Below are 20,684 nucleotides of genomic sequence, written 5' to 3'. Positions count from 1 at the left end.
CTGTCATCCTTTATATGGGCGACTTAATGTTTGAGGGGATTAGGCCGATGATTAGAGACAAGTGGAAGGGGTCACCATACGTCGTTGCTATTTTGGCGCTGCTCATCGCAATCCCGCTATTTCGCGAGCTTGGTAGCGAGAGTCCGATAGGCCTGAAGGTCTTGATGGCGGCTATTCTCACTGGATTGGTGCTTGGAGCTTTCCTGCTCTCTCGGTTCCTCGCGCAGAATATGGATGATGTGGGCGAAGCGCGCTTTGACTCGACCGAGAATGATGACCGCTAAATGATTTGTCGCGGAACTGTTGCTCAGGTTGCTGGACCGGCCGTGCTTAAGTCGTTGTCCGCTTCCCACCCTAAATTCGGACATCCGACCCCGCGCATCAATTCCCTGAAAGCGGCCATGCGATTTGGTTTTTTTCGTCTACGCCTCTTTGCACTTGGTCGCAGTTGGAGATGCCACAGGGGTGGATCATTACGGCTCGCTCGCAATGAAGGAATGGATGCGTGGCTCCGCCGCTTCGATCAGCGTGTAGTGGACGCACCAGCGCGAACGGCCGTCCTGCGGGGCCGCCCGATGCGCCGGGTTACGCCCCCACGCGCGGGCGGCGGCTTCGCCTTGCCATTCGGAAATTGCCGCGACTTCGCCATCCTCGGCCGTGAAGCCCTTGAATGACGCGAAACCGGGCTGGGCCCGGGCCATGGCTTCCATGTGCGCCGCCTGCTTGTCATAGGCCGCGCGGTCGATAGCGGCACGCTTGCGGTTGCGGAAGACGACAAGGAACATGGCCGCCGGGGTTACCCCAGGCGGCCATGCTGTCAATCGGTCGTGTCAATTGGAGAAAAGCCGGGATCAGCCAGTGCGGAAATCGACGATGCGGTTGTCGCTGCGGAAGGTGCAGGTGAACTCGTCGTTGCGCGTGTCACGGGTCTCGATGCGGCCATCCACGCGCACGGTGTCGTTCGTGGCTTGCTGGACATTGGTGAGCTGCACCCGGCCATAGCGCTGTGCTTCGCGTCCGCAGGCGTCCGCTGCCGCCTGTTCGAACTGCGAAAGGTTGGTGTTGGTATTGCCGTATCCGCCGCCGCCGAGCAGGCCGCCCAGCAGACCGCCCAGCGGGTCGCCGCCGTAGGCGGTGCAACCGCCGAGCAGGATGGAACCGGCCGCCATGGCCGTTACTATTGTCTTGCGCATCTCAGGTCTCCTTCATGGCCCGACACGCCCTGTCGCGTCGCGATGGGAGGACTACGCTGGAAACAAGGGCTTGTTCCTCAAGGGATCTGGCGATGATGGCCCAGGTGGGCGTCCGCAATGGCGACCGCGAGCGCATCGGTCGCGTCTGCCCCGGCCACCGCGACGCCCGGCAGCAGCACCCGCAGCATGGCCTGCACCTGCGCCTTGTCCGCCGCGCCCGTGCCGACCACCGCCTTTTTCACCAGCCGCGCCGCATGTTCGCGCACGTCGAGCTGCGCGCCGCCGCAGGCTGCCAGCACCGCCCCGCGAGCCTGGGCGAGCTTGAGCGTGGATTGCGGGTTCTTGTTGACGAACACTTCCTCGCACGCCGCGCAGTCGGGACCATGCGCCGCGATGACCGCTGCAACGGCCGCGTAAAGCATGTCGAGCCGCGCGGGCATCGGCGCGGCGGGATCGGTCGCGATCTGGCCGTTGGCGATGTGCGACAGTCGCGATCCCTCGGCGCGGATCACACCCCAGCCGGTGCAGGAAAGCGAGGGATCGAGACCGAGGATGATCGTCACCGCGCCCCTCACCATCCCAGCGCGATGGCCAGACGCCATCCTATGGCCACGAGCAGCACAATCGCGATTGCCGTTACGATCAGCCGATCACGCCAGCGCCGCACGGACTTCGCTCGGGCCTAGCCCAGCTTCTCCATCACCTCGTCGGAGATGTCGTAGTTGCCCCAGACGGTCTGGACGTCGTCGTCGTCGTCCAGCGCGTCGATCAGCTTCATCAGCGTGCCCGCGCTGCCTTCGTCCATGTCGACGGTGATGTTGGGCTTCCATGCCAGCTTCACGCTTTCCGCCTCGCCCAGCGCCTTTTCCATCGCGCCCGCAACTTCGTGCAGCGCGGTGGGATCGGTCCAGATGGTGTGCCCGTCGCCCGAGCTTTCGATATCGTCGGCGCCCGCTTCCATCGCGGCCATCAGGACGGTTTCCTCGTCACCCGCGCCCGCCGGATATTCGATCAGGCCCTTGCGCTCGAACCCGTGGGCAACGCTGCCCTCGGTGCCCATGTTGCCGCCGTTCTTGGCAAAGCAGTTGCGCACGTTGGTGGCGGTGCGGTTGCGGTTGTCGGTCAGCGCCTCGACGATGATCGCGCTGCCGCCGGGACCATAGCCCTCGTAGCGGACCTCCTGGTAATCCTCGGCATCGCCGCCGCTGGCCTTGTCGATGGCGCGCTGGATATTGTCCTTGGGCATGGACTGCGCCTTGGCGGCGTTCACGGCCAGGCGCAGGCGCGGGTTCATGTCCGGGTCGGGCATGCCCATCTTGGCTGCCACGGTTATCTCGCGGGAAAGCTTGGAGAACAGGTTGGACCGCTTCTTGTCCTGCGCACCCTTGCGATGCATGATGTTCTTGAATTTGGAATGGCCTGCCATGGGTCTTCTTCGGTGATGAGATAGTGTCGGCGCGAGGCCTAGCCGAGACCCGCCCGCGCATCAACCGGAGCGCACATCATGACCGGTGCCCTAACGTCAATCGGCAAGCGCTTCGACGTGTACGGTGACCGATCCGCTGTCCTCGCCCCACGTCGTGCGGGTCGACATTGCCCTGTTTGTCTCGATCAGCTCGATCACGCGCGCGGGCGATGGCAGCCGATCCTGCGATACGAAATTGATGTCGCGCGCAGCGGTCATGAAACGAACGGTGTATCGCGGCCCGGCCCGGCGCCGGGGCGAAATCCCTTCGATGCGAAGCTCCTGACCGACCAGAACGGCTTGGCCGTTGTCACCCAATGCAAGCAGGTAGCTATCATCCGCGTTGTCAGGGCGATAGACGATCCGATCGGGCGCAAGCACCGCATCCCGGCACCAGACAACAGGCGGACGCTCTCGAACCTGTGCAGTGATGGCCCCTGCGAACAGGCCGCTCATCATGCCATCGACCACGAGGTCGGCGGCCTCCCCGGGCGCGTCGCGCGCTTCGCGCCGGAAGCGCAACAAAGCCTGGCAATCGGCTATCGGCGCCACCGCTCGCTCAGCGACAGGTGGCTGAGGCACCTGCAATTGTGCAAGCGCCTCGTCCATCCAGCGACCGAGGTCCTCGGGTGAACGCGTGGCGGATGTAGCGCGCAGCTTCACGTAGCAGTCGCCGTGAGCGAACAAAGCCAAGCCAGTCGAGATCCTTCCGCTTTCTGCGCCAGTGCGGTAGATGGCGCGCAGTCCAGACGCGGCTGTCGTGCCCGGTGGGACGAAATTGGCAGGTGGAGCAACCAGTTCCGGATCTGCGTAGGACGACCGATGCTCGATCACGCTTTGCGCCTGCGCGAACCAGAGCGGGACCGAGCCGTTAGTCCTGCGATAAACGTATATACTGAGCGCCTCGACGCTCGTCTCGTCATCGAAATTCAGGCCGACATCCAGCATGTCCTCGGCATAGCTGCCCGCAGCGGTGCGCATTTGGCCGGCCAACACCGCAGGCACACGTATGCCACTGTGTGGATGCGTGTAATCAGCACCTGCCTGTAGTGTGATGTCTTGCTGTGCCGCTGCAGTTTGCGCTACTAATGCGAACAGGCCCGCGGCAAGCAAGACCTGCAAAGTATTGGCCATCCTGCGTTCCAACCCCGATAGCGCAGCGTACCGCGCCTTCGGGAAGGCCGCAACACATGGCCCGACTATCCGTTGACCACCATCCCGCCGTTGGGATGCAGCACCTGCCCGCTCATGTAGGAGCTGTCCTCGCAGGCGAGGAACAGGAAGGCCGGTGCGACCTCGTTGGGTTCGCCGGGGCGGCCCATCGGCGTGCCCTCGCCGAAATGCTCCAGCTTGTCCGGGCTGGAGCCGCCCATGGGGTTGAGCGGTGTCCAGATCGGGCCGGGCGCCACGGCATTCACGCGGATGCCGTCACCCACGAGGTTTTCCGACAGCGAGCGGGTAAAGGCGGTGATCGCGCCCTTGGTGCTCGAATAGTCGAGCAGTTCCTTGCTGCCCTGGTACATCGTCACGCTGGTGCAGTTGACGATGGCCGCGCCCTTCTTGAGATGCGGCCGCGCGGCCTGAACGAGGTAGAACATCGCAAAGATGTTGGTCTGGAACGTGCGCTGCAACTGTTCCACGGTAATGTCGCGAATGTCCTTGTCGGGATGCTGTTCGCCGGCGTTGTTCACCAGCACGTCCAGTCGGCCCCACCTGGCGATCACCTTGTCGACCAGGGCCTGGCCCGTCGCCGGATCACCAAGGTCGCCCGCGTGCAGCAGCGCCTCGCTGCCCTCCTGCTCGATGGCGTCGGCGGTGATCCGCGCGTCGTCATCCTCTTCCAGGTAGGCGATCGCGACCTTGGCGCCTTCCCGCGCAAACAGCACGGCGGTAGCCCGCCCGATGCCCGAATCGCCGCCGGTGACGATGGCGATCTTGTCCTTCAGCCGGCCCGAGCCGGGGTAGCGCGGTTGCCATTCGGGCTTGCGATCAAGATCGGTCTCGTGGCCGGGCATCCGTGGTTCCTCGCCGGTTTCCTCGACAAAGGCGGCATCCACGCGTTCGGGGGTCTCATCGGTCATGGGCAAATCCTTTCACCCGGACCAACCGCTTGAAATCAATGCCGTTCCGCCATCTGACGCGGCGGCGGCTCACCCCATCCCGAGCGCGGCTTTGTAGGTGTCCAGGATCATTTCCATCTCGCTGCGGTCGTTGGCTTCCATCTTCCGCAACCGCACGATCTGGCGCATGATCTTGGCATCGTAGCCGACGGCCTTCGCCTCCGAATAGACGTCGCGGATGTCGTCGGCGATGCCCTTCTTCTCTTCCTCGAGGCGTTCAATGCGTTCGATCAGCAGGCGCAGGCGGTCGTCGGTGGCAGCAGCCATGTCGTAGGGTCTCCGGTGTCAGCGAGAATCGGTTGGAGGCTGGTTAGCCGCGCAAGCCGAGGCTTTGAAGCCCGCTTTCCACAAGCGGGTCTGGGTTCTTCGGGCGCGGCAGGCAAGCCTAGCGCAGGTCGGGGGCATTGCGCTCCATGCTGGCGGCCAACCGCTCCAGTTGCTCGGCCGTCGCCTCGCCCTGGTGGCTGGCCTTCCACTGGTCCATCGGCATCCCGTGGATCAGTTCGCGCGCAGCCGCCTTGTCACCATCGTAGCCTGCGTCCACGATCCAGTCGGCCAGGCAATTGCGGCAGAAGCCCGCCAGGCCCATCAGGTCGATGTTCTGGGCATCGCTGCGATGGCGCAGATGCCGCACGAGCCGGCGGAACGCATCGGCGGCGACGGCGTCGGGCAGCATGTCGAGAGGCTGGGTCTGGTCGGTCATGGCAATTGTGTCCTTGTCTTGTAGCGCCCCGCTGCCATAGGCGCGTCACTATGGCAAAGCTTGAACCCTCCAAACTCCAGCCCCGCGGCCGCAAGGTCAAGATCCTCGCCACCACGGGCCCCGCCACGCAGGATCCCGAGGTGCTGCGGGCGCTGTTCCTAGCCGGGGCCGACGCCTTTCGCGTCAACATGAGTCATGGCGAGCACGCGATGCATGCCCAGACCATCGCCAACATCCGCACGCTGGAAAAGGAATTCAATCGCCCGATCGCGATCCTCGCCGACCTGCAGGGCCCCAAGCTTCGCGTCGGCAAGTTCGCCGATGGGCGCGCGGTCATCCCGCACGGCGGGGCCTTTACCTTCGATCGATCGTCCGAACCGGGGGATGCGACACGGGTCGAACTGCCGCATCCGGAAATCTTCGATGTCGCCCAAGTCGGCCAGCGGCTGCTGGTCAACGACGGCAAGATGCGCTTCCGCGTCGTCGAGGTCGCGGGCGACACGATCCGCTGCAAGGCCGAGGTCGGTGGCGTGATCTCCGATCGCAAGGGCGTGAACGTGCCCGATGCGGAAATCCCCATCCCTGCCCTGACCGACAAGGATCGCCGCGACCTTGCCTTTGCGATGGACCAGGGCGCGGACTGGATCGGCCTCAGCTTCGTCCAGCGGCCCGACGATCTGGCCGAAGCGCGCAAGCTGATGGGCAATCGCGGCTCGCTGTGCGCCAAGATCGAGAAGCCGAGCGCCATTCGCCGCCTGGCCGAGATCATCGAGATGGCCGACGGCATCATGGTGGCGCGCGGCGACCTGGGGGTGGAACTGAACCCCGAGGAAGTGCCGCCGCTGCAGAAGAAGATCGTCAACATGACGCGCCTTACCGGCAAGCCGGTGATCGTGGCGACGCAGATGCTCGAATCGATGATCGAGAGCCCCGCCCCTACCCGCGCCGAGGTGTCCGACGTCGCCAACGCGGTCTACGACGGGGCCGATGCCGTCATGCTGAGCGCGGAAACCGCCGCGGGCGCCTGGCCCGAGGAAGCCGTGCTGATGATGGCCGCCATCGCCCGGCAGGTGGAGCAGGACGAGGATTACAAGAGCCGCGTGCGCATGCTCGATACGCCCAGCGAGGCGACCACGGCGGATGCGCTGGCCCACGCCTGTATGACCATCGCCGATACCGTGCGCCTGTCCGCCATTGCCGTGTTCACCTTTTCCGGCAGCAGCGCGCGGCGCGTCTCGCGCGAACGGCCTGCGGTGCCGGTGATCGTGCTGACGCCCAATATCGCCGTGGCCCGCCGCGTCGCCCTGTTGTGGGGCGCGCACCCGGTAGCTACCCGCGACATCGGCAGTTTCGAGGAGATGGTCGCCAAGTGCAAGCGCATGGCCCTGCGCCACGGCTTCGGCGGCCCGGGCAGCCGCCTTGCGGTGATGGCCGGCGTGCCTTTCGGCCAACCGGGGGCCACCAACCTTGTCCATGTCGTCACCGTGCAGGGCGACGAGCTGGAAAGCTATTCGGCGGAAGGCTTACTCAGCTGATGACACAACCAATGGCAAGTACAGTTCAGGCCGCGCTGCATGATCCGATCCAAACTCACGGTCGCATCGAATGGCTCGACGGTTGGCGCACGATCGCGCTTCTTTTTGTAGTCGTCGAGCATTGGAATCTGCTCTACCACCCGGAGCAGTCTCTTTACGGCAAAGCTGGCGTCTTCATCTTTTTCGCCATTAGCGGCTACATCGTTACCCGTTTGCTGATCAGGGAGAAGAGCCGCCGAGGAGAGGTGGATTTTGCAGCCTTCTACATCCGCAGAGCGGCGCGCATCCTGCCACCCTTGCTGATATATCTCGCAGCCTGCTTGCTTGTTCTGGGGTGGGATCAGGCGCTTGCAGCCGAGCTGGCGCGATCGGCTATGTTTACGTGTAACATCAAGTTGGGTCCCTCGGATTGTTCTTGGATAGTCGGGCACACTTGGTCGCTCGCGTTCGAGGAGCAATTTTATCTCCTACTCCCTTTCGCTTTCGCCTCTTTCGCTGCCAGAAGGACCTTGGTGCTGCTACTACCAGCACTGGCCTTGGTCCTGCTGCCAGTTTTTTTGCCCTTACATTGGATCGGCGTGAGCGGCTGGGTGCAGATTTACATGTTGCTAGGTGGTGGCGCTCTGTTGGCGTGGCACGAGGAGCGCCTTATGCCTCTTCTCAAACGTATACCTTGGTACGCTGCATTAATGTCCCTCGTTCTCGGCATTGCGCTCTCTCGCATTCCCGGTGGGTTGGTGCAGAAGCTAACGCTCCCTGTTGCGCCCGTCGGCATATTGATCGGGGTTTTTGCACTTCCGAATGTCAGTGACAGGGCGCGCCGTTTCCTTGGCTGGAGGCCAATGGCAACGCTGGGCCTGTATTCCTACACTTTGTACCTGTGGCAGCAACTTGTGTTCATGGAGGGTATGTTTACCCAATGGTGGAGTCAGGCGCTCGCTTTCTTCGGCGCGTTGGCGTTCTCGGCTTTCTCATTTCGCTTCATCGAGACACCATTCCGCGATCTTGGGCGTCGACTTAGCCCGCCCCGCGCTGCTGCTCAGCCCGCCACATGAGGCTTGCCTACCCGCTAGCCGAAGTCGACAAAAGACGAGACCTACAAAAAAGCGCCGATCACTCCGGCGAAGGCTGATCGACCGCAACCTCGGCGGGCAGGTTGTGCAACGGCTCCTCGTCAGCCCAGCAGTTCGCCAGCACGCCCAGGCTTCCCTCCACCCAGTTGGCGAGTGGTGTGCCGACGTTGGATTCGAACACGATGTCGGATCCGACGTAGCTGTCGTAATGCGAACTGGCCCGGATGGCGTAGCGCACCCCGTCGAGCGACAGGATCACGGACCCGTCAGGCCGCACGGGGATGCCAGGCACGTGGATGCCGGGCGGTTCGATCTGCGTGGCCGCCACCACCGCATCGCGCGCACCGGGGCAGCGACGGGTATCGGTCCAGGTGACGTTTGCGGCCTCAGCGATCCCGTCAGCCGCCCCATCGGCGGTTGGGCGCGGCACGGTCCGGCGAAACCAGAATTGCAATCGCCCCTCACCGCGCAGGATGCCGACATCCACCACCTCCGGCTCCCCCACCTGCGTGGGACTGCGCGAAAAGGTCATGAACGGATCGAAGTCCTGGATCGCGAGATCCTGGGGCGCGAGCGCGGCGAGAAGAGTGGTCAGGGCAAACAGCATGTGCGCCGGACTAGCGGATCGCAATGAGCCTGGCGAGGACCACGAACGCGCGTGGGGCGCAAAGCCCGCCAGCCCCCTGGTGGGACCGGCACATCGCACGACCATGCGAAAATAATGGAGCGGGCGAGGCGATTCGAACGCCCGACCCCAACCTTGGCAAGGTTGTGCTCTACCCCTGAGCTACGCCCGCTCACTGGCGCTCACCCGAAGCCCTATATGCATGGGGTTCCGGGTGGGGAGCGGGGCGGTTAGCATCGGGTCCGCTGGCCTGCAAGAGGGAATCTTGGGCCTTCACAAATCCCTGCGACACGCCACATTGGCAACCCTGACAATCCAACCGGAACAGGAGCACACCTTGGCGAGCATGGGCCTCAACCTCGACGAACAGAAGGCCGTCGATCGTTTTCGCACCAACGTGGTGGAGCCGAGCCAGGACAAGCTCGTCATCATCGACTTCTGGGCCGAATGGTGCGGCCCGTGCAAGGCGCTCACCCCGGTGCTGGAAAAGGTCGCCGCCGACTATGCCGACAAGGGCGTGGTGCTGGCCAAGATCGACGTGGACGCCGAGAAGTTCATCGCCGCGCAGTTCCAGGTGCAATCCATCCCCACGGTCTACGCCATGTTCCAGGGCCAGCCGGTGGCCGACCTTACCCCGATGCGCAGCGAATCGCAGTTGAAGCAGGCGCTCGACCAGCTGCTAGCGCAATTGCCGGTCAAGACCGGTGCAGCCGATGGCGCAGGCGCCGGCGGGGGGCAGCCGGCCGCCGATCTCGATCAGTTGGCGGGTATGGGCGAACAGATGCTGGCCGAGGGCGATGCCGAGCGCGCCGCCGCCATCTTTGCCCAGCTGGCGCAGATGGCACCCGACAAGGCGCAGGTTCATGCGGGCCTGATCCGCGCGCTCGTCGCCGCCCGGCATACCGAGCAGGCGCAGGCAGCCCACGATGCGCTCTCCCCGGAGATGCAGGCCGACCCGCTGGTGCAGCAGGCGCAGGCGTCACTGGCGCTGGCCGGCACGCGCGTGGACGCTGGCGAGCTGCAGGCCTTGCGCGCCGCCGCCGCCGAGCGTCCCGCCGACACCGCGGCCCAGCTTGCCTTTGCCGAGGCCGCCTTTGCCGCCGGCGAGCGGGATGATGCGGCCGCCACGCTGTTGCGCACCATCGAGGGCGGCGACGAGGAAGCCGTGGCCGAGGCGCGCGGCAAGCTGCTGCAGATGTTCGAAGCCGTCGGCCTGGAAGACCCATGGGTTTCCGCCACGCGCCGCCGGCTCAGCCTGATCCTGTTCGGATGACCGCCAGCCGCCTCTCGATCTTCCCGCTGACCGGCGCGATCCTGTTCCCCGGCCTGCAGCTGCCGTTGCATATCTTCGAGCCGCGCTACCGGGCGATGATCGGCGATGCCCTGGCGCGCGAACGGTTGATCGGGATGATCCAGCCGATGGACCAGGCCGAGGGCGCGGACCTCTACAAGGTCGGCTGCATCGGCAAGATCGAGGATGTCGAAACCAGCGAGGATGGGCGCTACAACGTGGTGCTGGTCGGCGTATCCCGGTTTCGCGTGCTGCGCGAACTGGAGGTGACGACGCCGTTCCGCCAGGTCCAGGCCGAGCTGTTCGATGAGCCCAAGGACGAATACCTGACCCTTGGCGAGCGGGCGGGCTTCGAGCACGAGGCGAGGCTGTTTGCCGACAGTCAGGGCTATGCCATCGACTGGGATTCGGTCGCCCAGCTCGATGACGAGATGCTGATCAACGGCGTCAGCCAGATTGCCCCCTTCGATGCTGCCGCCAAACAGGCCCTGCTGGAGGCGCGGACCCTGCGCGAACGGTGCGACGTGCTCGTCAGCCTGCTGGAATTCTTCGCCAAGGGCGACCCGGACGAGAGCACCGTGACCCTGCAGTAGGCCCGGCACGCTGGTGCGGCGTCACACGCCGAACGAGTTGCGCAGCCCGTCGATCACGTATTGCGCCGCCAGCGCCGCCAGCAGCACGCCGAGCAGGCGGGTGATCACCGCCTCCACCCGCGCGCCGAACACGCGCATCAGCGGGGCCGCCGCAAGCAGGGCCAGCAGGGTCAGCACCATCACCGTGCCCAGCGCGGAAAGCACGACGATCGTCTCCTGCAACCCCTGCGCCTCGTTCTGCAGCAGCATTACCGCGGCGATCGCGCCTGGGCCGGCCAGCATGGGCATGGCCATGGGGAAGACCGAGACATCCTCCACCTCCGGCGTGGCGGCAATCTTTTCGGCACGCTCCTCGCGCCGCTGGGTGCGTTTCTCGAACACCATGTCGAGTGCGATCAGGAACAGCATGATGCCGCCAGCAATGCGGAAGCTGTCAAGCTCGATGTGCAATGCGCCCAGCAACTGCTGACCGAACAGGGCGAAGACCAGCAGGATGGCGCTGGCGATCAGGCAGGCGCGGATCGCCATCGAACGGCGCAAGGGCGCATCGGCCCCCTTGGTCAACCCGGCGTAGATCGGCGCGCAACCGGGCGGATCGATCACCACGAAAAGGGTGATGAAGGCGGAAAGGAACAGTTCGACCATCGCCCTATCCCTGTACCGGAACCAGCAACTCTGTCGCCAGCTGCCAGGTCCCGTCACGCAGCCACCACACGGCCACCCGGCGTGATCCATCGGGGTTCACGATCCGCTGCCAGCGCAAGGTGCCGTCGGGCGAGGCGCCCCCGCCACTGCGGGTGCCGGTCGCGGTCGGCTCGGGGCTTGGCGTGGGGATCGCCTCGCCCTGTCTCGGACAATCGGCGACCGAGCCTTGCAAGGCGGTCATGCCGGGCACCAAAATGGCGCCGTCCGGCAATTCCTCGACCGGTTCGGGCGCGGGCTGCGGATCGTCCGGCGTGCCGGTATCGTAGATGAAGCGATACTGATTGTCCGGCTGCAATTCCCACACCGTGATGTAAGTACCAACCACCCCGGTCGGGCGCCGTGAACGGCCTTCGCTCACCGCCACGCGGCCATCGCAGCTCGACCAGACGCGGGTGGGGCCCCAGGCCACCGCCTCAGCCGGGTCGGCACGGCCTTGCAGCTGGCCCAGCACCGTGGACCAGCCAGCCGGATCGGCGTCATCGTCAAGCAGCGCGCCGGGCGCGGCATAGGCGCGGAACGCGGTCCAGTTGCCGTCCTCGCGGGCCATGCGGGCAAAGGCGAAGTCGGCGGCGGCGACCCGCCCCGGATCGCCCACGCTGCCTTCCCTTTCCAGGAAAGCCGTGGCCGCGCGCGCCTGTTGCCGCACTTGCTGCTGTTGCGCGCTGGCGCAGGCCGCAACGGCCATGCAGGCGCCCAGGACAACAGCCAAGCGGGCGGCAGTCGCGCGGGCAGGCCGGCGCACGGCTCAGACGCTCGACAAAATGATGATCAGCGCGTTCAGCACTAGGATCAGCACCAGCGGGGAGAAATCGATCGCGCCCGTGCGCGGCAGGATGCTGCGTATGGGGCGCAGCAGCGGTTCCAGCAGCGCGTTGATCGAGCTGTAGATCTGTTGCAGGAAATCGTTGCGCCCGCTTACCACGTTGAACGCGAACAGCAGGCCGATCACGAACTGGATGATGACGAGGATCACGATCGCCTGCACGATCATGCCCAGAATGGCTATCAGGGCGGTCAACAAAAATCTCCTGTGGGTCTTGGCGTTCTATCTAGGCGGTTGGCGGCTCCTGCTCAAGCCGCGCCCTTGCTCACCAACGTCCCCGCGCCGCGACTGGTGAAGAATTCCAGCAGCATCGCGTGCGGCACCCGCCCGTCGAGCACGACCGCCGCCTCGCACCCGGCTTCCACCGCGTCGACGCAGGTAGCGAGCTTGGGGATCATGCCGCCGGTGATCGTGCCTTCCTCGCGCAGGACCGCGATGTCGGCCGGCGTGAGGTCGGACAATAGCTGGCCATTGCCATCCAGCACCCCGGCAACGTCGGTCAGCAGGAACAGCCGCGCGGCGCCAAGGGCCGCGGCAATGGCGCCGGCCATGGTGTCGGCGTTGATGTTGTAGGTATCGCCCGCCGCGTCGCTGGCGATGGGCGCGATCACCGGGATCATCCCCGCAGCACTGACCGTTTCGAGCACCGCGGTATCCACCGCCACGGGCTCTCCCACGAAGCCCAGGTCGATTACCTGTTCGATCTGGCTGCCCGGATCGCGCGCGGTGCGGGTCACCTTTTCGGCGCGCACCAGCCCGCCGTCCTTGCCGGAAATGCCGATGGCCCGCCCGCCGGCCTTGGCGATCCAGCCGACCAGTTCCTTGTTGATGGCGCCCGACAGGACCATTTCGGCGATCTGAGCGGTGACCTTGTCGGTCAGGCGCAGGCCATCGACGAAGGTGCTCTCGACGCCCAGCCTCTGCAACATCGTGCCGATCTGCGGGCCGCCACCGTGGACGACCACCGGATTGATGCCGACCGCCTTCAGCAGCACCACGTCCTCGGCGAAATCCTGCGCCAATTCCGGATCGCCCATCGCGTGGCCGCCGTATTTCACCACGAAGCTCTTGCCCGCATACCGCTGGAGGTAGGGCAGCGCATCGATCAGCGTTTCTGCCTTGGCGAGCATCCTGGGATCTTCGGACCGGATCATGGTGCAGCGCATAGGCGCCGTGCGCCGCTGTTGCCAGCCTTTCCCGCGTGCCCCGCACTCTTAACCCTATCGCAAGCAATCGCTGCGATCATCATCGTAAATGGACTTTAACCACGGTGATCCAAGCCGGGCGCGGAGGGCAGAAGGAGGGGACGTCACATGGGTGAGAGGGATCATTCGCTCGATCAGGAGTCTGGCGGACGACGCAGCGGCGAACGCCGCCAGCAGGACGTGCCGATAGACAGCCACGACCGGCGCGAGAACAATGACCGGCGCAGCGGGAGCGATCGCCGCTCCACGCCGCGTCAGCAGGTCCGCAAGGACGGCGACCCCGACTAGCGTACCGCTGGCCATCGTCCGGCAACTGCGGCACAACCTGCCGCGATGAAACGCAAGAACTACGACGCAGCTATCGCGACGATCGCGCTTGAACTGGTCGCCATGGCGCGCTGGGCGCGGACCAGCGGACAGCGCATCTGCGTCGTGTTCGAAGGGCGCGATACCGCTGGCAAGGGCGGCACGATAGACGCCATTGCCGCCCCGCTCGACCCGCGCCATTGCCGCGTGGTCGCGCTGCCCAAGCCGAACGATGCCGAGCGTAGCCAGTGGTATTTCCAGCGCTACGTCCAGCACCTGCCGGCCGCTGGCGAGATCGTGCTGTTCGACCGCAGCTGGTACAACCGGGCGGGCGTCGAGCAGGTGATGGGCTTTGCCACGCCGCAGCAGGTCGATGCTTTTCTCGGCCAGGCCCCGGTGTTCGAGAAGCTGCTGGTCGATGACGGCATACGCCTGTTCAAATACTGGCTTTCCACTGATCAGGCACATCAGGAGGAACGCTTTGCCGAGCGGTTGGCCGATCCGCTCAAGCGCTGGAAGCTGTCCCCCATCGACCTCGCCAGCCGCATGAAATTCGCCGACTACACCGCCGCGCGCGAGGGGATGTTCGCCGCCACGCACACGCGCCACGCTCCTTGGACCGTGGTCGATTTCAACGATCAGCGGCGCGGACGGCTGACGCTGATGCGCGACCTGCTGGACCGATTGCCCGATTTCACCGTGCCGGAGGAACCGCTCGACTGGCCGCCGCTGGATCATCCGCCGCTGGCCGAGGAATTCGGCCATCTCCACCCGATCCCACGCTGGTCGGCGGAGGACTGAGCTGGAGAGGCAACCGCGCTTCGATGCGAACTGGAACCGCCGCCGCGCGCGCCGCGCCGTCTGGCGCCGGTGGCGCTGGTTGGCGGCCGCGCTGCTGATCCTCGGCGCCAGCCTGCTGGTGCGGGAATGGACCGTGCGCCCTGTCCAGTGGTCCGCGCTCGATCGCCCCTTCGCGCCGTGCGGGGAAGGTCGGGGCGCGTCGGCCTGCGTCATCGACGGAGACACGTTGGCGATAGGGCAGCGGCGCGTGCGCCTCACCGGTTACGACGCGCCAGAGATCGCGGGCGCGTGCGAGGCGGAGCGCCGCCTTGCCGTGGTCGCGCGCGACGAACTGGCGCGCTGGGCCAGTCTCGGCCCGTTCGAGCTGGACGGCGGGGCCGAACCGCCACGCGATACCTACGGCCGGGAACTGCGCGCCGCCCGGCGCGGGGACGAATTGCTGGCCGACACCATGGTGCAGCGCCAGCTCGCCCGCCGCAGCCGGCTCGATCGCGGGTGGTGCTGAAACCCGTGCGGATCCCGGTGCCCTTCGATTTGCCATCCCCGCCCGATCCGGCCTAGGTTGGCGCGCTTCAGGGAGACCGCTCGATGGACGAAACCGCCACACCCGCCCCTCCCGGACATGATCCGGCACACGATCCGTCACGCGACAACGGCGTGACGCTACAGCGCCCGGCAATCGTGGCGATCCTCTATATCGTCAACATCATGCTGCCGCCCTTCGCGGCGGTAGTCGGCGTAGTGCTCGCCTATGTCTGGCGCGCCGATGCGCGGGCTCAGGCGTGGGAGCATACGCATTTCACCTACCTCATCCGAACCTTCTGGATCGGCCTCATCGCCATGATGGTGATCTTTATCGGCTTTTTCGCCAGCTTCGTCGGCATGGCGGAACTGGCGGAGGGCCGGGGAGGACGACCGCCTACCGGGATGTTCGCGCTGTTGTTCAGCTGGATGGGTCTGTGGATCGTGGTGACGATCTGGGCTGTGGTGCGCGCGGTCCTCTCGCTGGTGAAGGCGGGGGAGCGGCAGCCCATGCCACGGCCCCGCACGCTGCTGTGGTAGAACAGCGCGTGCGGGCGGCACTGACCTAGTCGAAGATTTCCTCGAAGAAGCTCTTCTTGCGCTTCTGCGGCTTGCCATAGCCATGACCGTAGCCCGAATGGCCCTGCCCGCCGTGCTGGGCGTAGCTGGGCTGCGGGCGATGGCGCGGGGCCTGTTCGGGCACCGACCGTTCCACGATCTTGTCGAGCTCGCCGCGATCCAGCCAGACGCCGCGGCACTGCGGGCAATAGTCGATCTCGATCCCCTGTCGGTCACTCATGGCGAGCGGCACGCGGCAGACGGGGCATTGCATGGCGGCGACTTCGGATTCGGTGCGCATCGGTGTCCTCTCGAATTATTGCTGGCTTGGCAGATGGGGAGGAAGCGGGCCGCGCACAAGCCGCCACGCTTGCCGCAGGGGCGCTTGACTGCCAGACTGGCGCCATGCCCGCCCTTCCCCGCCTCCTCGCCCTGCTTCTGCCCGCGCTCGCACTGGCCGGATGCGCCACTCCGCCGCCCGGCGCAGCCTTGCCGCAGGAGGCGTTCTGGCAGGCGCTTACCAGCCATTGCGGGCAATCTTACACAGGGGCGCTGGCGAGCAACCAGGCGGCCGACGCCGACATGGCGGGCCAGCCGATGGTGATGCACGTGCGCAGCTGTAACGCCGCGCGGATCGAGGTGCCGTTCCACGTCCGCCAGGCCGACGGCACCTGGGATCGCAGCCGCACCTGGGTCTTTACCCGCACCGCCGACGGCCTGCGCCTGAAGCACGACCATCGCCATGCGGACGGTTCGGCGGACGTGCTGACCATGTACGGGGGCGATACCGCCGCGCCGGGCACTGGCCTGGCACAGGATTTCCCGGTCGACGCGGAGAGCGTTGCGCTGTTCCTGCGCGAGGACCGGGCGGTATCCGTCACCAACGTGTGGCGCGTGGAGGTCGACCCGGCGGGCACGCCCGGCGCGCGCTTTGCCTATCAGCTCAGCCGACCATCGCCCGACAACCGCCTGTTCCGCGTGGAGTTCGACGCGACGCGGCCGATCGACCCGCCGCCAGCGCCGTGGGGTTGGTGATGCAAGGTCATCGGGAATAGCGCCCCGGACAGCCGCTGCACCTGCCGGATAGGTTCAGCCACTCAGCCAGAAAGTCAGCGCGAAGACGACCATGATCCCCTGCCCGATGGCGACCGAGAGCAACTGGCGCGAGAACGGCTGCTTGCGGGTCTTGTGCCGGAATGCCCGCCGCCCGGCATAGGCGCCCGGCGTGCCGCCCAGCAGCGCAAAGGCGATCGGGCTGCTCTCCCGCACCCGCCGCCCCCCGTTCTGGGCCAGCGCCTTGTCCACCCCGAAGGCGGCAAAGGCGAAAAGGTTGATGACGATGAGGTAGTAGGTGGCGACCTCGGCCGGCTGCATCAGCGGTGCCGTTCGGGCTTGTCCGCCCCCTCGACCGGGCCGAGCCGCATCGTGCCCTGCAGCGACATGCCATCCTCGCCCTCGGTCACCTCCACCTGATCGCTGGCCTCCATCGCCGCCTCGGCATTCGCCATGGCGTCGGCGTAGGCGCCCATTTCCGCGTCCATCGCTTCGTGCAATGGCCGGTTGGGGCCGGCGCGCTGGCGGGCGATGTCGGCGGCCATCAGGCGTGCGACGGGATCGTGGGCGAGCGCGGCATAGCGGGCTTCCTCGGCCTGCAGCATCGCGTCGCGCTGGGCGGCGGGCGCGGCGACGACCTGCGCGTAGAAGCGCACCAGCCGCAGCCACGGGGCATCTGCGGTCAATACGTCCTCGGAGGAGCGGGCGAAGGGTGCACCGAGCGAGCGCAGTCCGTCGCCGTCGCGCTCGAGGAAGAACAGGACCACGCTGCCTTCTGGGAATGTGTAACGGGTGCAACTGCCGCTGCCGGCCTCGGGATGGGCGTGCTGCAATTCGTAGGGGTTGCTGAGGCTGGCGAACTCGTCCCGGGCGATCGTCATTTCGGCAAGCAGCAGCGGCCCGTCCGGCACTGCGCCCCGAATCGCCTCGATAGGCTCCACCATCAGTGCGACGTCCCACGGATCATCCCCCGTCACCTGCTGCCCGGTGACCCGTCCGAGCACGATGACGTCCGCCTCCTCCACCAGTTCGAGATTGGTCGGTACGCGGTAGTCGGCCACGACCGAGCAGGCGAGCGAGGGCGACGCCGTGACAGCGAGCGCGAGGGTGATGGCGGCGGCGATGGGATGGGACTTCATGGTGGGCGAGGTTACGCGAGCAGGGTGGCTGGGGGAAGGGGTCGAAGCGCAAGCGGTCGGGGGAAGACAATGAGATGACAGGCCCACTCCCGGCCGCTGTTCCTTGCGGGAACGCCTTCGGCTCCCCGCAGGCGGGAGGGGAGAGTTTCGCGCAATCGAGTCCCCCTCCCGCTTGCGGGAGGGGTTAGGGGTGGGCATGACCAAAGGCGCAATGCCCGAGTTCAAACCTCGCAACACCCCCCGCGCTCGCACGTTGCGCAACACCGCCACCCCCGCCGAACGCCTGCTCTGGCAACACCTCTCACGCAGCCAGCAGGGCGCGAAGTTCAGCCGTCAGATGCCGGTCGGCCCGTTCTACGCCGACTTCCTCTGCCGCAGCCTGAAATTGGTGATCGAATGCGACGGCATCAGCCACGACCGGACCCCCGAAGCCGATGCGCGGCGCGATACGTGGATGCGGGCGGAAGGCTACACCGTGCTGCGCTTTACGAACGCCGATGTGTTGGGGAATGCGGAGGGCGTGGTCGCCACGATCCGCGCGGAGGTGGAGCGGTTGCAAGCCTCGCAGGCCCACCCCTAACCCCTCCCGCAGCGGGAAGGGGACCACGCACCGCCACCACATCCCCTCCCGCCTGCGGGAGGGGACGTGGTGGGCGCGCCGAAGTTCGAGGGATGGAGCGAGTATCCTGTCCCTGGAACCCTCAATCTCCGGCTCGCGAAATGGCCCCCGTACGCCAAAGAAATTTTTGAAAAACAGCCCTTATTTTAAAAGAACATCGTAAAGTAAAGACGAGAAAACATTAACAAGTATTGTCGACAAAGTCATAAGACAGAAAAAAGCCAATGACCAAACCTTCCTTCGATCGTCAAGCAATTTAAACTTCTGATCTTCGTCACCTTTGGTTAAAAGAAGGCAGTTTTTAGGACTCAAGTCAAGTGTTTTGCTTTCAATGTTCGTTACAAATATAGTGAGTAGCGCACTACTAATGAAAGAAATTGCTAGTCCGGCAGCGAGAATAACGCCGACCTGTTGCGCTGAATATTGTGGGTTTTGGAAAATTTTTAAGGCTGCGGAAACGGTAGTGCAGCAGCAACACCCGATACATGGCCACTTAAATAAATACGCTGCCTAGAGATGAATTTAAAGATCTTGGATTGTTTTCGTACTGGGAGGCTTTCGACCCACTTGTCGATGATTGACTTTAAGGCCAACATGACCGCGTAATCAGCATACTCAAATGTAGCGTTGATCGCGCCGTCGAAAGGTGAAAACCTTATGAAAAGTGGAACCGCGGACTCTTCTTCCCCCTTAAGGCCGTTTTGAACACGAATTACGACTTTATATCTTTGTGGGATTTCCTCGGCTTCGGGGATCTGCCCAGGCAAAATTACAAGAAAGTTTAATTCATATGCTAAAGCATTGCTTACACAACGGGTACTACAATCCGAAATTTCAAATCTCTCGAAAGAACTATAATTGCGAGATTGCCCTTTGAAAAGGGAGTGAGAAATTTCGCAATCGACGCCGACCTTGTTGTACTGTTGAATTGCCTGGGCGATCTGTTGATGCACTTCTTTTAGATCGGAAATCCTAATTTCATAAGCGTGGTCATAAGCTTGGTGGATTCGTTCGGTCTTCTTCGTAATTTTGTGGTAGATAGCTTGATATGCACCAAACGGGATGTTCTCGCCATCAATAATAAAGCCGGCTGTTGCCGGAAATCGGCAGTCGACCTTTACCGTCAAAAGCGGCCATTTACTGTTCCTTCAAAGCTAAGATTACTCCGCCGCCACACCCTGCGCGCCCGCCGGCGAAATCCCAAACAACCCTGGCCCCTCGTCCTCGACCTCGTTCGCCGCCACGGTCTTCGCCTTTTGGCGCGAGTCGAAGCTCGACCATACGGTGTTCCAGTCACCCTTGGTCGCGGCCTTGGAATACTCGGTCGCGCGGGTTTCGAAGAAGTTGGCATGCTCCACGCCGTTCAGCAGCGGGGTGAGCCAGGGCAGGGGGTGATCCTCCACCATGTAGATGCTCGGCAGGCCGAGCTGGCCCAGCCGCCAGTCGGCGATGTAGCGGATGTACTTCTTGATTTCCTTGGCCGTCATGCCGGGCACCGGGCCCTGTTCGAAGGCGAGGTCGATGAAGGCATCCTCCAGCCGCACCGTCTTCTGGCACATGTCCATGATGTCTTCCTTCACCGCCTTGGTCAGGCAGTCGCGCTCCTGGCAGAAGGCGTGGAACAGGCGGGTGATGCCTTCGCAGTGCAGGCTCTCGTCGCGCACGCTCCAGCTGACGATCTGGCCCATGCCCTTCATCTTGTTGAAGCGCGGGAAGTTCATCAGCATGGCGAAGCTGGCGAACAGCTGCAGCCCTTCGGTAAAGCCGCCGAACATGGCCAGCGTGCGGGCGATATCCTCGTCGCTGTCGACACCGAACTGTTCGAGGTAATCGACCTTGGCCTTCATCTCCTCGTATTCCAGGAACATGCCGTATTCGCTTTCGGGCATGCCGATGGTGTCGAGCAGGTGGGAATAGGCGGCGATGTGCACCGTTTCCATGTTGCTGAACGCGGCCAGCATCATCTTGACCTCGGTGGGCTTGAACACGCGGCCGTATTTCTCGTGGTAGCAGTCCTGCACCTCGATGTCGGCCTGGGTGAAGAAGCGGAAGATCTGCGTGAGCAGGTTACGCTCGTGATCGGTCAGGTTCTGCGCCCAGTCGCGGCAATCCTCGCCCAGCGGCACTTCCTCGGGCATCCAGTGCACCTGCTGCTGCCGTTTCCAGAACTCGTAAGCCCACGGATATTCGAACGGCTTGTAGGTCTTGCGGGCTTCGAGCAACGACATGTGGTGGTCCTCTGGTCTGGGTGCGAGCGACTCACATAGGGGATCATGCCGCCCTTTTGGAGACAAGATTTCCTATTGCGTGGGGATAAGCCGCGCAGACCTGCGCCGCGCCGCCCGCGGAACGCCC

At 64.5% G+C, this 20,684-nt stretch carries 29 protein-coding genes and 1 tRNA gene; 11 read left to right on the top strand and 19 right to left on the bottom strand.

Translation table 11 applies throughout. The annotated features are described in order from the left end of the window. The first annotated feature begins 47 nt into the window (after positions 1-47). The gene (locus tag GRI62_RS00635) at positions 48-284 is read left to right on the top strand and encodes a hypothetical protein (RefSeq protein ID WP_131451504.1); all 237 of its coding nucleotides are present in this window, start codon (positions 48-50) and stop codon (positions 282-284) included. A gap of 189 nt (positions 285-473) precedes the next feature. On the opposite strand, the gene GRI62_RS00630 is transcribed toward GRI62_RS00635, so the two are convergent. From GRI62_RS00630 to GRI62_RS00595, 8 genes are all read right to left on the bottom strand, one after another. Then, on the bottom strand, positions 474-785 hold the full coding sequence (locus GRI62_RS00630; RefSeq protein ID WP_131451503.1) for an antibiotic biosynthesis monooxygenase family protein: 312 nt from the start codon (positions 783-785) through the stop codon (positions 474-476). Between the two features lie 66 nt (positions 786-851). After that, the gene (locus GRI62_RS00625) at positions 852-1,193 is read right to left on the bottom strand and encodes a hypothetical protein (protein ID WP_199799887.1); all 342 of its coding nucleotides are present in this window, start codon (positions 1,191-1,193) and stop codon (positions 852-854) included. 77 nt (positions 1,194-1,270) lie between these two features. Beyond that, positions 1,271-1,756 (bottom strand): crossover junction endodeoxyribonuclease RuvC, encoded by a 486-nt coding sequence (gene ruvC / locus GRI62_RS00620; RefSeq protein ID WP_234032806.1) that lies wholly within the window; start codon positions 1,754-1,756, stop codon positions 1,271-1,273. A gap of 119 nt (positions 1,757-1,875) precedes the next feature. Beyond that, positions 1,876-2,619, bottom strand: a complete 744-nt coding sequence (locus tag GRI62_RS00615; protein ID WP_131451502.1) for a YebC/PmpR family DNA-binding transcriptional regulator — start codon at positions 2,617-2,619, stop codon at positions 1,876-1,878. Positions 2,620-2,715: 96 nt separating this feature from the next. Beyond that, a complete protein-coding gene (locus GRI62_RS00610) occupies positions 2,716-3,771 on the bottom strand; it encodes a hypothetical protein (protein WP_131451501.1) in 1,056 nt (351 codons plus the stop codon). Positions 3,772-3,857: 86 nt separating this feature from the next. Then, complete coding sequence (locus GRI62_RS00605) at positions 3,858-4,739, bottom strand: SDR family oxidoreductase (RefSeq protein ID WP_131451500.1); 882 nt, start codon at positions 4,737-4,739, stop codon at positions 3,858-3,860. 69 nt (positions 4,740-4,808) lie between these two features. Further along, positions 4,809-5,045, bottom strand: coding sequence for a DUF2312 domain-containing protein (locus tag GRI62_RS00600; protein ID WP_131451499.1), 237 nt, complete (start codon positions 5,043-5,045; stop codon positions 4,809-4,811). A gap of 118 nt (positions 5,046-5,163) precedes the next feature. Beyond that, the gene (locus tag GRI62_RS00595; RefSeq protein ID WP_131451498.1) at positions 5,164-5,481 is read right to left on the bottom strand and encodes a DUF1244 domain-containing protein; all 318 of its coding nucleotides are present in this window, start codon (positions 5,479-5,481) and stop codon (positions 5,164-5,166) included. A 50-nt stretch (positions 5,482-5,531) separates the two neighbouring features. On the opposite strand from GRI62_RS00595, the gene pyk reads away from it, so the two are divergent. Both pyk and GRI62_RS00585 read left to right on the top strand, forming a co-directional pair. After that, positions 5,532-7,016: a pyruvate kinase gene (gene pyk, locus GRI62_RS00590; RefSeq protein ID WP_131451497.1), complete on the top strand. Its 1,485-nt coding sequence runs from the start codon at positions 5,532-5,534 to the stop codon at positions 7,014-7,016. 11 nt (positions 7,017-7,027) lie between these two features. Beyond that, entirely contained in the window at positions 7,028-8,071 is a 1,044-nt protein-coding gene (locus GRI62_RS00585; protein WP_160731767.1) for an acyltransferase family protein, read from the top strand. A 58-nt stretch (positions 8,072-8,129) separates the two neighbouring features. On the opposite strand, the gene GRI62_RS00580 is transcribed toward GRI62_RS00585, so the two are convergent. Continuing rightward, on the bottom strand, positions 8,130-8,696 hold the full coding sequence (locus tag GRI62_RS00580) for a hypothetical protein (protein ID WP_131451495.1): 567 nt from the start codon (positions 8,694-8,696) through the stop codon (positions 8,130-8,132). Between the two features lie 115 nt (positions 8,697-8,811). Next, positions 8,812-8,886, bottom strand: a tRNA-Gly gene (locus GRI62_RS00575). A 174-nt stretch (positions 8,887-9,060) separates the two neighbouring features. On the opposite strand from GRI62_RS00575, the gene GRI62_RS00570 reads away from it, so the two are divergent. Both GRI62_RS00570 and GRI62_RS00565 read left to right on the top strand, forming a co-directional pair. Further along, entirely contained in the window at positions 9,061-9,987 is a 927-nt protein-coding gene (locus GRI62_RS00570; RefSeq protein WP_234027480.1) for a tetratricopeptide repeat protein, read from the top strand. Continuing rightward, positions 9,984-10,598, top strand: a complete 615-nt coding sequence (locus tag GRI62_RS00565) for an LON peptidase substrate-binding domain-containing protein (protein WP_131451493.1) — start codon at positions 9,984-9,986, stop codon at positions 10,596-10,598. The genes GRI62_RS00570 and GRI62_RS00565 overlap by 4 nt, the downstream gene beginning before the upstream one ends. 21 nt (positions 10,599-10,619) lie before the next feature. On the opposite strand, the gene GRI62_RS00560 is transcribed toward GRI62_RS00565, so the two are convergent. Genes GRI62_RS00560 through argB form a run of 4 tightly spaced genes read right to left on the bottom strand, consistent with a single transcriptional unit; the run spans position 10,620 to position 13,280 of the window. Next, positions 10,620-11,243, bottom strand: coding sequence for a MarC family protein (locus tag GRI62_RS00560; RefSeq protein ID WP_131451492.1), 624 nt, complete (start codon positions 11,241-11,243; stop codon positions 10,620-10,622). A gap of 4 nt (positions 11,244-11,247) precedes the next feature. After that, positions 11,248-11,988 (bottom strand): hypothetical protein, encoded by a 741-nt coding sequence (locus GRI62_RS00555; RefSeq protein ID WP_131451491.1) that lies wholly within the window; start codon positions 11,986-11,988, stop codon positions 11,248-11,250. A gap of 60 nt (positions 11,989-12,048) precedes the next feature. Next, entirely contained in the window at positions 12,049-12,321 is a 273-nt protein-coding gene (locus tag GRI62_RS00550) for a YggT family protein (protein ID WP_373283005.1), read from the bottom strand. A gap of 53 nt (positions 12,322-12,374) precedes the next feature. Further along, positions 12,375-13,280: an acetylglutamate kinase gene (gene argB / locus GRI62_RS00545; RefSeq protein ID WP_131451490.1), complete on the bottom strand. Its 906-nt coding sequence runs from the start codon at positions 13,278-13,280 to the stop codon at positions 12,375-12,377. Positions 13,281-13,439: 159 nt separating this feature from the next. Between argB and GRI62_RS00540 the strand changes: the two genes are divergently transcribed. From GRI62_RS00540 to GRI62_RS00525, 4 genes are all read left to right on the top strand, one after another. Further along, positions 13,440-13,619 (top strand): hypothetical protein, encoded by a 180-nt coding sequence (locus GRI62_RS00540; protein WP_131451489.1) that lies wholly within the window; start codon positions 13,440-13,442, stop codon positions 13,617-13,619. A 45-nt stretch (positions 13,620-13,664) separates the two neighbouring features. Beyond that, the gene (gene ppk2, locus GRI62_RS00535; protein ID WP_131451488.1) at positions 13,665-14,438 is read left to right on the top strand and encodes a polyphosphate kinase 2; all 774 of its coding nucleotides are present in this window, start codon (positions 13,665-13,667) and stop codon (positions 14,436-14,438) included. A gap of 79 nt (positions 14,439-14,517) precedes the next feature. Next, positions 14,518-14,943 (top strand): thermonuclease family protein, encoded by a 426-nt coding sequence (locus GRI62_RS00530; protein ID WP_131451487.1) that lies wholly within the window; start codon positions 14,518-14,520, stop codon positions 14,941-14,943. Between the two features lie 83 nt (positions 14,944-15,026). Further along, positions 15,027-15,500 carry a DUF4870 family protein gene (locus GRI62_RS00525; protein WP_131451486.1) on the top strand — a complete coding sequence of 158 codons (474 nt, stop codon included), beginning with the start codon at positions 15,027-15,029 and terminating at the stop codon, positions 15,498-15,500. A gap of 25 nt (positions 15,501-15,525) precedes the next feature. Here GRI62_RS00525 and GRI62_RS00520 read toward each other — a convergent pair whose 3' ends face one another. Beyond that, a complete protein-coding gene (locus GRI62_RS00520; RefSeq protein WP_131451485.1) occupies positions 15,526-15,819 on the bottom strand; it encodes a TFIIB-type zinc ribbon-containing protein in 294 nt (97 codons plus the stop codon). Between the two features lie 104 nt (positions 15,820-15,923). On the opposite strand from GRI62_RS00520, the gene GRI62_RS00515 reads away from it, so the two are divergent. Beyond that, complete coding sequence (locus GRI62_RS00515) at positions 15,924-16,553, top strand: hypothetical protein (protein WP_131451484.1); 630 nt, start codon at positions 15,924-15,926, stop codon at positions 16,551-16,553. A 54-nt stretch (positions 16,554-16,607) separates the two neighbouring features. On the opposite strand, the gene GRI62_RS00510 is transcribed toward GRI62_RS00515, so the two are convergent. After that, on the bottom strand, positions 16,608-16,892 hold the full coding sequence (locus tag GRI62_RS00510) for a DUF1294 domain-containing protein (RefSeq protein ID WP_131451483.1): 285 nt from the start codon (positions 16,890-16,892) through the stop codon (positions 16,608-16,610). After that, a complete protein-coding gene (locus tag GRI62_RS00505; protein WP_160731765.1) occupies positions 16,892-17,710 on the bottom strand; it encodes a hypothetical protein in 819 nt (272 codons plus the stop codon). Before GRI62_RS00505 ends, GRI62_RS00510 begins: the two co-directional genes overlap by 1 nt. A 196-nt stretch (positions 17,711-17,906) precedes the next feature. Between GRI62_RS00505 and GRI62_RS00500 the strand changes: the two genes are divergently transcribed. Next, the gene (locus tag GRI62_RS00500) at positions 17,907-18,290 is read left to right on the top strand and encodes an endonuclease domain-containing protein (RefSeq protein WP_234027325.1); all 384 of its coding nucleotides are present in this window, start codon (positions 17,907-17,909) and stop codon (positions 18,288-18,290) included. Positions 18,291-18,772: 482 nt separating this feature from the next. Here the strand turns inward: GRI62_RS00500 and GRI62_RS00495 are convergent, their stop codons facing one another. Next, positions 18,773-19,456 (bottom strand): hypothetical protein, encoded by a 684-nt coding sequence (locus GRI62_RS00495; RefSeq protein WP_131451482.1) that lies wholly within the window; start codon positions 19,454-19,456, stop codon positions 18,773-18,775. A gap of 33 nt (positions 19,457-19,489) precedes the next feature. Further along, positions 19,490-20,557 carry a ribonucleotide-diphosphate reductase subunit beta gene (locus GRI62_RS00490; protein WP_131451481.1) on the bottom strand — a complete coding sequence of 356 codons (1,068 nt, stop codon included), beginning with the start codon at positions 20,555-20,557 and terminating at the stop codon, positions 19,490-19,492. Between the last annotated feature and the right edge of the window lie 127 nt (positions 20,558-20,684).

This window comes from Aurantiacibacter arachoides, from assembly GCF_009827335.1.
GTDB classification, from domain to species: Bacteria; Pseudomonadota; Alphaproteobacteria; order Sphingomonadales; family Sphingomonadaceae; genus Alteraurantiacibacter; species Alteraurantiacibacter arachoides.
Note: the sequence above shows the minus strand (reverse complement) of the source record. Positions and strands in the feature narration are given on the sequence as shown.